This is a genomic window from Streptomyces sp. NPDC054840 (genome assembly GCF_053611065.1).
This window is the reverse complement of sequence record NZ_JBSGZP010000275.1, coordinates 1-8,918: the sequence shown is the minus strand read 5'-3', so window position 1 is coordinate 8,918 and position 8,918 is coordinate 1. Positions and strand designations below refer to the sequence as shown.

Genomic DNA, 8,918 nt, shown 5'->3' with positions numbered 1-8,918 from the left:
GCGGTGCAGGGGGGCCTCAGCCGTCATGCCGTCATGCCGTCACACGTCGATCCGTCCGGCACGCTCAGTGCTTCGCGAGCGCGTACGGCGCCAGGTCCGCCGCCAGTTGCTGGTGGACCCGCGCCTTGAGCAGGGTGCCCTCCGGGGTGTGCTCCTCGGAGATCACTTCGCCCTCGGCGTGCGCCTTGGCGACCAGCGAGCCGCGCGTGTACGGCACCATGGCCTCGACCTCGACCTCGGGCCGTGGGAGCTCGGAGTCGATGAGCGCGAGGAGTTCCTCGATGCCCAGGCCCGTCCGCGCCGAGACGGCGATGGAATGCCTCTCGATCCGCAGCAGCCGCTGCAGCACGAGCGGATCCGCGGCGTCCGCCTTGTTGATCACGACGATCTCCGGCACGTTCACCGCGCCGACCTCACGGATCACCTCGCGCACCGCCGCCAGCTGCTCCTCCGGCGCGGGGTGCGAACCGTCCACGATGTGCAGGATCAGGTCGGAGTCCCCGACCTCCTCCATCGTGGAGCGGAAGGCCTCGACCAGGTGGTGGGGCAGGTGCCGGACGAAGCCGACGGTGTCGGCCAGGGTGTAGACCCGGCCGCTCGGCGTCTCGGCCCGGCGCACGGTCGGGTCGAGGGTGGCGAACAGCGCGTTCTCCACCAGGACGCCCGCGCCCGTGAGGCGGTTGAGCAGCGAGGACTTGCCCGCATTGGTGTAACCGGCGATGGCGACCGAGGGCACCTTGTTGCGGCGCCGTTCCTGCCGCTTGATGTCACGGCCGGTCTTCATCTCCGCGATCTCCCGGCGCATCTTCGCCATCTTCTCGCGGATCCGTCGCCGGTCGGTCTCGATCTTGGTCTCACCGGGACCTCGGGTGGCCATGCCGCCACCGCCACCGCCACCCATCTGGCGGGACAGCGAGGCACCCCAACCGCGCAGTCGCGGCAGCATGTACTGCATCTGCGCGAGCGCGACCTGCGCCTTGCCCTCTCGGGACTTGGCGTGCTGGGCGAAGATGTCGAGGATCAGGGCGGTCCGGTCGACCACCTTCACCTTGACGACGTCTTCGAGGGCGATGAGCTGGCCGGGGCTGAGCTCGCCGTCGCACACGACGGTGTCGGCGCCGCTCTCCATGACGATGTCACGCAGTTCGCGCGCCTTGCCCGAGCCGATGAAGGTGGCCGGGTCCGGCTTGTCACGGCGCTGCATCACACCGTCGAGTACGAGGGCACCCGCCGTCTCGGCGAGGGCGGCGAGCTCCGCGAGGGAGTTCTCCGCGTCGTTCACCGTGCCGGAGGTCCAGACGCCGACCAGCACGACGCGCTCCAGGCGCAGCTGCCGGTACTCGACCTCGGTGACGTCTTCGAGCTCGGTGGAGAGGCCGGCCACGCGGCGCAGGGCCGCGCGCTCCGAGCGCTCGAACTGCTCGCCGTCCCGGTCTCCGTCGATCTCGTGGCTCCAGGCGACGTCCTCTTCCATCAGGGCATCGGCCCGAAGGCTCTCGGTGAAGCTCTGCGGGTCCCGCGCATCCTGTGCGTCCCGCGCGTCCTGGGAAGGGGAAGAAGAGGAGGTCATTGGATCCTTACGTCGATTCGAATAGCAGTGTCACGTTAACTGTCACGTCCAACGTGTCACACCGCTGGGGGATTCCCCGCGCGGCCCCGTCGATGGTGACATGCCCGTTCCTCACCGGTCACACCCTTTATTGGGCGCTCCGGCGGGCTGCGGCCCTGTCGGAGGCTGCCGTGCGCAGAGGCTCAGGACGCCTTGCCGGAGGCCGTGGCCGCCTTGCCGGAGGCCGTGGCCGCCTTGCCAGGGACTGTGGCCACCTTGCCGCTCCACTCCGGGTGGCCCGGCATCGGCGGGGTCGTGGTCCCGTACAGCCAGGGCTCCAGGAAGGCCGTGAGGTCGCGGCCCGCCTCCTGCGAGGCCAGGCGTACGAAGTCGGCCGTCCCCGCGATCCCGTCCCGGTTCTCCGTGACCCAGCGCCGCTCGATCCGGTCGAAGGCGTCAGTGCCGATCTCCTGCCGCAGTGCGTAGAGGATCAGTGCGGATCCGTCGTAGACCACCGGCCGGAACAGCCCGATCTTCTCGCCGGGTGCGGCGGCCTTCGGGGCGGCCGGCGGGCCGCCCGCCGCCCGCCACTGGTCGGAGCGCTGGTACGCCTCGCGCATGCGCCGCTCCAGGGAGTACTTGCCGAGCCCGTCCGCGTACAGGGCCTCGTACCAGGTGGCGTGGCCCTCGTTGAGCCAGAGGTCGGACCAGGTCCGCGGGGTGACGCTGTCGCCGAACCACTGGTGGGCGAGCTCGTGGACCATGACGGACTCCACGTACCAGTCGGGGTAGCCCTCACCCGCGAACAGGTTGCTCTCGAAGAGCGAGAGGGTCTGCGTCTCCAGCTCGAATCCGGTCGTGGCCCGCGCGATCAGCACCCCGTAGTTCTCGAAGGGGTAGCGGCCGACCCGCTGCTCCATCCACTCGATGTGGCCCGCGGTCTTCTTCAGCCAGGGATCCAGGCGCTCCCGGTCCTGGGCGGGCACCACGTCGCGCAGCGGCAGCCCGTGCGGTCCGGTGCCGTGCACGACCGCGGAACGGCCCACCGAGACCTGGGCCAGCTCGGTGGCCATGGGGTGCCGGGTCCGGTACGTCCAGGTCGTCGTGGGCCCGACCCGGACGCCGGGGGCCACCGACTCCCCGTTGGCGACGGCCGTGAGCCCGGCCGGGGCGGTGATCCGGAAGGTGAAGATCGCCTTGTCTGCGGGGTGGTCGTTGCAGGGGAACACGCGGTGGGCGGCGTCCGCCTGGTTGGCCATGGCCAGGCCGTCCTCCGTGGGCACCCAGCCGCCGTCCCCGCGGCCGCGCGGGTCGCTGGTGTGCCGGATGGTGATGCGCAGGGGCATACGCTCCGCCACCGGGTGCGCGGGCGTGAGCACGAGGTCCTCCCCCACGCTCTCGAACCGCGCCGGCTCCCCGTTGACCTCGGCGGACGCCACCTTGCCGTGGGTGAAGTCCAGGTTGATGCGCTCCAGCCGCTCCAGGGCGCGGGCGTCGATGACGGTGACCGCGTCGAGCGGGGTGATGTTGTCCTTGTAGGCGAAGGACAGGTCGTACGAGAGCACGTCGTACCCGGGGTTCCCGAGATCCGGGAAGAGCCGGTCGCCGATGCCCAGGGCCGTCGGTGGGGGCAGGACGGCGGCGACGAGGGTGAGGGAGGCTGCGGCGAGCAGGGCGGCGCGCAGGCGTGGGGAGGAGAGCTGCATCCACCACCGCTTACCAGCGTCCGCCACACGGCCGCGTACGGCGCGCGACGGGTCCACCCGAACGGGGCCGTCCGGAGTGGTTCCGGCCTACGTCCCCCACCCGGCGGGCCTCTCCTGGCATGGCGTATCCCGGCGGGCCTCTCCCGGCCCGGCGTATCCCGGGACGGCGTCGGCACGCGGCCGGCGGCTACACCCGGCTGACGTCGTACACGCCCGGCACGTCCCGCATCGCCCGCATCAGCGCGGGCAGCCCGGCCGCGTCGGGGAGCTGCAGGGTGTAGCTGTGCCGGACGCGCTGCTCGACCGGCGGTTCCACGGTCGCGGAGACCACCTCGACCCCCTCGCGGGCGATGGCCTCGGTCAGATCGGCCAGCAGATGCGGGCGGCCGAACGATTCAGCGAGCAGGGTGACGCGGCAGTCCGCCGTGGCCCGCCAGTGCACGGCGACGGAGGTACGCCCCACGGCACGCATCTGCGCCACCGCCGCACAGTGGATGCGGTGCACGGTGACGGCCCCGCCGCGGACCAGGAAGCCGGCGACTGCGTCCGGCGGCACCGGGGTGCAGCACCCGGCGAGTCGCACAGTGGCGTCCGGAAGGTCGGCGACCGCGTTGGCCCCGCCGCCGCGGGCCCCGACCACCGACAGCGGCGCCCGGGCGGCCGAGGTCGTGGCCATGGCCCGGTCGGGGTGAGCTTCGAGCCAGCTGCTGATGGCGATCCGGGCCGCGGGGGTCCGCGCGTGGTCCAGCCATTCGGCGGCGGGTCCGGAGGAGGCGTCCTGCGCGAGCAGCAGCTGCACGGTGTCCCCGTCGGACAGCGGGGAGGAAAGGGAGGTGAGGCGCCCGTTGACGCGGGCGCCGATACAGCCGTGGGCCGCCTCGCCGTGCTGCGCGTAGGCGGCGTCGATGCAGCTGGCTCCGGCCGGCAGGCCCAGCGTTCCCCCGTCGGCGCGGAACACGGTGATCTCCCGGTCCTGGGCCAGCTCCGCCCGGAGCACGGCCCAGAAGGTGTCGGGGTCGGGCGCTGACTGCTGCCAGTCGAGCAGCCGGGACAGCCAGCCGGGCCGCGTGGGGTCCACGCGCTCCTCGTCCGGGTCGGTGGCGGCGGCGTCGGGCGTCGCGGTGGCGTACGGATTGCCGAGGGCGACCACTCCGGCCTCGGCGACGCGGTGCATCTGCCGGGTCCGCACGATGACCTCGGCCACATAGCCCTTGGGGGTGGCCACGGCGGTGTGCAGCGACTGGTAGAGGTTGAACTTCGGGGTGGCGATGAAGTCCTTGAACTCCGAGACGACCGGGGTGAAGCAGGTGTGCAGCTCGCCGAGCACGGCATAGCAGTCGGCATTCTCGCCGACGAGGACGAGGATGCGGCCGAAGTCGGAGCCGCGGAGTTCGCCGCGGGTGCGGGCGATGCGGTGCACGGAGACGAAGTGCCGGGGCCTGACCTGTACTTCGGCGGCGATGCCGGCCTCGCGCAGGACGCCGCGTACGGAGTCGGCGATGGCGGGCAGCGGGTCGCGTTCCCCGGCGTGGGCGGCAATGAGCGCGCGGGTGCTCTCGTACTCCTCGGGGTGCAGGATCGCGAAGACGAGGTCTTCCAGCTCGGTCTTGAGGGCCTGGACGCCGAGCCGTTCGGCCAGCGGGATGAGGACGTCGCGGGTGACCTTGGCGATACGGGCCTGCTTCTCGGGCCGCATCACGCCCAGGGTGCGCATGTTGTGCAGCCGGTCGGCGAGTTTGATGGACATGACGCGGACGTCGTTACCGGTGGCGACGAGCATCTTGCGGAAGGTCTCGGGCTCGGCGGCGGCGCCGTAGTCGATCTTCTCCACCTTGGTGACGCCGTCGACGATGAAGCACACCTCGTCCCCGAACTCCGCCCGGACCTGATCGAGGGTCACCTCCGTGTCCTCCACGGTGTCGTGGAGCAGAGAGGCCGTCAAGGTCGTGGTCTCCGCGCCCAGTTCGGCGAGGATCAGGGTGACGGCGAGTGGATGTGTGATGTACGGCTCACCACTTTTTCGCATCTGACCGCGGTGCGAGGTCTCCGCGAGGAGATACGCACGGCGCAGAATGGACAAATCGGCGTCCGGATGGTGGGCACGGTGCGCCTCCGCCACGTGACCGATGGCGTCCGGAAGCCGGTCTCGTGACGTCGGCCCGAGCAGAGCCGCACGCCCGAGGCGGCGCAGATCGAGCCTGGTCCGCCCCCGTCTGCGGAGCTCAGGGCGCGCTTCGGGGTGTGCTTCGGGGTTCGTGGCCTCTGCACTCATGGGCACCTCCGGCGGCTTCGACCGGCGGTGGTGGGCATGGGGTGCGCCCTCAGGGCCGGTGCCTGATGTTACCGACCCCACCACGTGGCGCAGTCCACCTCTCGCTCAGCGTGAAACGGATCACCCATTAGAGGGAAGCTTCAGCCGAAAGCCGTTTCGGTCAGCCAGGCCCCGTCGAACTCCCCCGCAGCCACGATCACGGCCGGCCCGGTCATGTCGATCTGTCCGTCGGGGTGTTCGGTGATGATCAGGGTTCCGCCGGGGAGGTCGACGGTGTACGCGACCGCATCGCCGGTGACGGCCGGGTCCGCGCCGTCGCGGCGGATGGCGGCCACGGCGACGGCGCAGGCGCCGGTGCCGCAGGAGCGGGTCTCGCCGGAGCCGCGCTCGTGGACGCGCATGGCGACGTGCCGGGGGCCGCGGTCGACGACGAACTCGACGTTGACCCCGGACGGGTAGGCGGACACGGGGCTGAACGGCGGGGCGGTGTCCAGGGCCCCGGCGTCGTCGAGGCTTTCGACGAAGGCCACGGCGTGCGGATTCCCCATGTTCACGTTGCGCGCGGGCCAGCTCCGGTCTCCGACGCTGACCGTGACCTCGCCCTCGGGCAGCTCGGCACGGCCCATGGAGACGGTGACGTCGCCCGCCTTGTCGAGGTGTACGCGCTTGACGCCGCCGCGGGTGGCGACGGCGAGGTCGCCGGGCTCGACGTGTCCGGCGTGGTGGAGGTAGCGGGCGAAGACGCGCACGCCGTTGCCGCACATCTCGGCGATGGAGCCGTCGCTGTTGCGGTAGTCCATGAACCACTCCGCCTGGTCGGCCAGGTGCGCGGCCTCGGGGTGCGCGGCGGACCGGACGACGTGCAGGACGCCGTCCGCGCCGATCCCGGCGCGTCGGTCGCACAGCTTCGCGACGGCGGACGCGGGCAGCTCGATGGCGTTGTCCGGGTCCGGGACGATCACGAAGTCGTTCTCGGTGCCGTGGCCCTTGAGGAAGGAGAGGGTGGTCTGCGTCACCCGCCCATGGTACCGAGCCGCAGCTCAGAGGTGCCGGACCGTCCGAGGGGCGGAACCGGCCGAGGGGCGGTCAGCGCAGCCGGGCGACCCGGTACACCGCGAGACCTACGACGGCCAGTGCGACGGCGGCGTACAGCGCGGCCATGCGCCAGTCGGGGCGGCGGCCGCTCCCCCGGGCCGGGAGACCGGGCCATGTGTAGCCGACCCGTCGGGCGGCCATCATTCCCCAGCCTCCGGCGCAGCAGCTGATCAGGAAGCCGAGCATGGCGACCACGGCACCGCCGTCACCGAACTCGAAGGCGAGCGGGAAGGCGAACATCAGCGAACCGGTGGCGGCGAGCATCGCGATGGGGGCGATCTGCCACAGGCGCAGGCGGCGCTGCGGGCGCAGTTCGACCTCGAACTCGGGTCCGGCGGCGGCCTCCGCCTCGGCGGAGTCCGGGGTGTCCGGACCGTCCGGGGTCAGTCGCGCCGGATCGGCGGGCAGCCCGAGCCCCGTGGGCCCGTCCGTCCCGTCCGTCCCGTCCGTCCCGTCCAGAAGCATCGGATCCGCTTCCCTAGGGGTGTCGTCCCGCCCGGTGTCGCGAGGGCCGGCCTCCATCGCCACGCGCCCTCCCCACTCGGACTCAGTACGCCGCCGTTCATCGCAGGTGATCGCACCCGCTTGAGTTTGATGATGGCACGCCCCCGGCCCCACTACTGGCGCGTGAGGCGTCCCGATGCCATCACGTGATCAGGCTGTGACCGCTCGTTCGACCAACGACTGCGCGAGTCCGGGGAGTTCCCCCCGGTCGCCGGCGGCCCCGCTGAGCCAGTGCACACGCGGGTCGCGGCGGAACCAGGAGTCCTGGCGGCGGGCGAACCGCTTGGTCGCCCGGACGGTCTCGGCGCGGGCCTCGTCCTCGGTGCACTCGCCGGCGAGCGCGGCCAGCACCTGCTGGTAGCCGAGCGCCCTGGAGGCGGTGATTCCGTCGCGCAGCCCGCGGGCCTCCAGCCGGCGGACCTCGTCCACCAGCCCGGCCTCCCACATCCGGTCGACCCGCCGCGCGATCCGCTCGTCGAGCTCCGGGCGGGCCACGTCGACGCCGATCTGCACGGTGTCGTAGACGGACTCGTGGCCGGGCAGGTTGGCGGTGAAGGGGCGGCCGGTGATCTCGATCACCTCGAGCGCGCGGACGATGCGGCGGCCGTTGCTGGGCAGGATGGCCCGCGCGGCGGCCGGGTCGGCGGCGGCAAGCCGGGCGTGCAGGGCGCCGGGGCCGCGGAGGGTGACCTCTTCCTCCAGGCGGGCGCGGACCTCGGGGTCGGTCCCGGGGAACTCCATGACGTCCAGGGCGCCCCGGACGTACAGGCCGGATCCGCCGACGAGGACGGCGGTGCGGCCCTCGGCGAGCAGTTTGTCGATCTCCAGGCGGGCCAGCCGCTGATAGTCGGCGACGTTGGCGGTGTCGGTGACGTCCCAGATGTCGAGGAGGTGGTGCGGGACGCCACCGCGCTCCTCCGTCGTCAGTTTGGCGGTGCCGATGTCCATCCCCCGGTAGAGCTGCATGGAGTCGGCGTTGACGACTTCGCCGTCGAATTGGCGGGCCAGGGCTACGCCCAGGTCGGACTTTCCTGCCGCAGTGGGACCTACGACGGCGATGACCCGCGGGGCGGGGGCTGCTTTCCTCACGGCCCCAGTCTCGCAAACCTCACGGCATGTACCCGATCGAGTTAGGTGACGGGGTGAGGTCGGGGTCGTTGCCCTGGCGAGGTTCCCGCCGGGCATACGCCCTGCGTACGCCCGGCGCAGGCCGGTCCGGTCGACGCGGAACCTCACTCACACGAGTAGCGTTACGGGAGTAGACATGGGCGTTTTTGATCGGTTTTTTCGTCGTAAGGACGAGGTCGTGACCGAGGCGGTCGTGGCCGTGGACCTGACGGCGGAGTCCGGTGCGGCCGAGGAGGCCGCCGAGCGTGTTGCCGAGAAGTCTCCGGAGGCGGGAGTCGTGGAGATTCCGAAGCAGCAGGCGGCCACGGTGGCCGTGGACAGTGAGACCGGTGAGGGCGCCCGCACGTAGCGACCGCCAACGGAAGGTGACCCATGGGCCTGCTGGACAATCTGAGGGCCAAGCTCGCTCCGGCGAAGGACAAGGTCGGCGACCTCGCCCTGCAGCACGAGGGCAGGATCGGCCAGAGCCTGGACAAGGTGGCCAAGGCCATGGACTCCAGGACCAAGGGCAAGTACAGCGGTCAGATCACGAGCGGGACGGGCAAGGCGAAGGACGCCCTGGGGAAGATCGCGCACAAGGACGCTCCCGGCGGGCCGACGCCGCCGACCGCTTCCTGACGCGGTCCGCGAAAAGAAGGGGCGCGGGACCGGCTTCGACCGGTAC

The 8,918-nt window shown here is 71.7% G+C and carries 8 protein-coding genes; 2 read left to right on the top strand and 6 right to left on the bottom strand.

Annotated features, from left to right (window positions below):
* Nucleotides 1–64: 64 nt before the first annotated feature.
* From hflX to miaA, 6 genes are all read right to left on the bottom strand, one after another.
* A complete protein-coding gene (gene hflX, locus ACWGIU_RS20230) occupies nucleotides 65–1,570 on the bottom strand; it encodes a GTPase HflX (protein WP_453707677.1) in 1,506 nt (501 codons plus the stop codon).
* Between the two features lie 182 nt (nucleotides 1,571–1,752).
* The gene (locus ACWGIU_RS20225; RefSeq protein ID WP_453707675.1) at nucleotides 1,753–3,255 is read right to left on the bottom strand and encodes a M1 family metallopeptidase; all 1,503 of its coding nucleotides are present in this window, start codon (nucleotides 3,253–3,255) and stop codon (nucleotides 1,753–1,755) included.
* Nucleotides 3,256–3,442: 187 nt separating this feature from the next.
* A complete protein-coding gene (locus ACWGIU_RS20220) occupies nucleotides 3,443–5,527 on the bottom strand; it encodes a RelA/SpoT family protein (protein ID WP_453707673.1) in 2,085 nt (694 codons plus the stop codon).
* Between the two features lie 140 nt (nucleotides 5,528–5,667).
* Complete coding sequence (gene dapF, locus ACWGIU_RS20215; RefSeq protein ID WP_453707671.1) at nucleotides 5,668–6,543, bottom strand: diaminopimelate epimerase; 876 nt, start codon at nucleotides 6,541–6,543, stop codon at nucleotides 5,668–5,670.
* 70 nt (nucleotides 6,544–6,613) lie between these two features.
* A complete protein-coding gene (locus tag ACWGIU_RS20210) occupies nucleotides 6,614–7,144 on the bottom strand; it encodes a hypothetical protein (protein ID WP_453707679.1) in 531 nt (176 codons plus the stop codon).
* 132 nt (nucleotides 7,145–7,276) lie between these two features.
* Entirely contained in the window at nucleotides 7,277–8,215 is a 939-nt protein-coding gene (gene miaA, locus ACWGIU_RS20205; RefSeq protein ID WP_453707669.1) for a tRNA (adenosine(37)-N6)-dimethylallyltransferase MiaA, read from the bottom strand.
* A gap of 217 nt (nucleotides 8,216–8,432) precedes the next feature.
* Here miaA and ACWGIU_RS20200 point away from each other — a divergent pair, with 217 nt between their 5' ends.
* Both ACWGIU_RS20200 and ACWGIU_RS20195 read left to right on the top strand, forming a co-directional pair.
* Nucleotides 8,433–8,603: a gliding motility protein gene (locus tag ACWGIU_RS20200; RefSeq protein WP_453707667.1), complete on the top strand. Its 171-nt coding sequence runs from the start codon at nucleotides 8,433–8,435 to the stop codon at nucleotides 8,601–8,603.
* A 23-nt stretch (nucleotides 8,604–8,626) separates the two neighbouring features.
* Complete coding sequence (locus ACWGIU_RS20195) at nucleotides 8,627–8,872, top strand: antitoxin (protein ID WP_453707665.1); 246 nt, start codon at nucleotides 8,627–8,629, stop codon at nucleotides 8,870–8,872.
* The last annotated feature ends 46 nt before the right edge of the window (nucleotides 8,873–8,918 follow it).